This is a genomic window from Microcoleus sp. AR_TQ3_B6, assembly GCF_036702785.1.
In the GTDB taxonomy this organism is placed as follows: domain Bacteria; phylum Cyanobacteriota; class Cyanobacteriia; order Cyanobacteriales; family Microcoleaceae; genus Microcoleus.
In genome coordinates, this window is sequence record NZ_JAUBVJ010000211.1 from 1341 (window position 1) to 2606 (window position 1266).

A 1266-nucleotide genomic window follows, 5' to 3' on the forward strand; every position below is an offset into this window, starting at 1 on the left:
ATGAAAGTGAAATAAGGTCGATCGATATTTACATCAGTCAACCCTTGCACAGAAGCAATTAAATCATCCGACTGACCGGGCTTTTTCAGGAAAATATTAGTAGTATTCCCCGAAACCGACAGCGAATAATTGTCCTTAATTCCCGAAAGGACGATCGCATCCTCAGCAGAATTAAAGTCACTTATCACAGCATTACCATCACCCGAGTAGTAGATTTTCTCACTATCTCCCAGCAAGAAACGGTCTTTCCCTTCCCCGCCGGTCAAAGTATCAAACTCCCCAACTCCTGGGTTAGTAGCAATCGGAGCGATACCCGCAAGAGTATCATCTCCCTCGCCGCCGCTGACAGCATCATTTCCGCTGCCACCAAGCAAGTAATCATTGCCTAACTGACCGAAAATACTGTCATCTCCTGCATCGCCTCCGAGAGAATCATCGCCCTTGCCGCCAAAAATTACATCGTTTCCTTCACCGCCCAAAACAACATCAAAGCCTTTATTGCCGTAGAGCGAATCATTGCCACCAGCGCCTAAAATACCATCATTGCCTTTACCGCCGTAAACAACATCATCGCCAGAACCAGCATCGATAAAGTCATTGCCAGCATTGCCCAGTAGCGAGTCATTCCCGTCATCGCCGCCGATGTTGTCGCTGCCGTCCAAACCGGAAATTGTGTCATTTCCAGCTAAACCGTTGAGCGAGTCAGCTTGGAGAGTGCCGAAGAACAAGTCATTGAGCGGTCCGCCATTGAAAGTAGAATCAACCGTAGTATTCGGATTAGGAATCGGAATGCTGGGGGTTAAAATTTGGGGACCGCGAGGTGTGGGAGTTGGGGTAGGTGTGGGTACGGGTAGAGAAGGAGGAGCAAAGCGAGAGAGAATAGTATTTCCCGACAAATCTGCAACAGTTTCGATAAATCCGCTGCCGGGGCGATTGCTGGTTGGAGAATCGAAGAAATTGAGAATTTCGATATCATCTGCGGCGTTGATTTTACCGTCTTTGTTGATGTCTACTAGCAAGCTATTACCGGTGCGGTCAACTCCAACTTTACCGGGACTGAGAAATAAAGCTGCGGTAACACCTGTCAGAAGTAGGGTGTCAGTGCCGCTACCGGCTTGAATTTTGCTGCCGGCGGCTTTTGCGGGGTCGAGGATAAAGCTATCGTTGCCGCCGCCACCGGTGAGGATGTCGGCGCCGCCGTTGCCGATTAAGGTTTCGTTGCTGCTGCTGCCGACAATGGTATCGGCGAAAGTTGTGCCGGTGATG

The 1266-nt window shown here is 49.7% G+C and carries 1 protein-coding gene; it reads right to left on the reverse strand.

Annotated features, from left to right (window positions below; all coding sequences use genetic code 11):
* Nucleotides 1-1266 (reverse strand): calcium-binding protein (locus QUB56_RS36700; RefSeq protein WP_332961271.1); only part of this gene is annotated, 1266 nt, incomplete at both ends.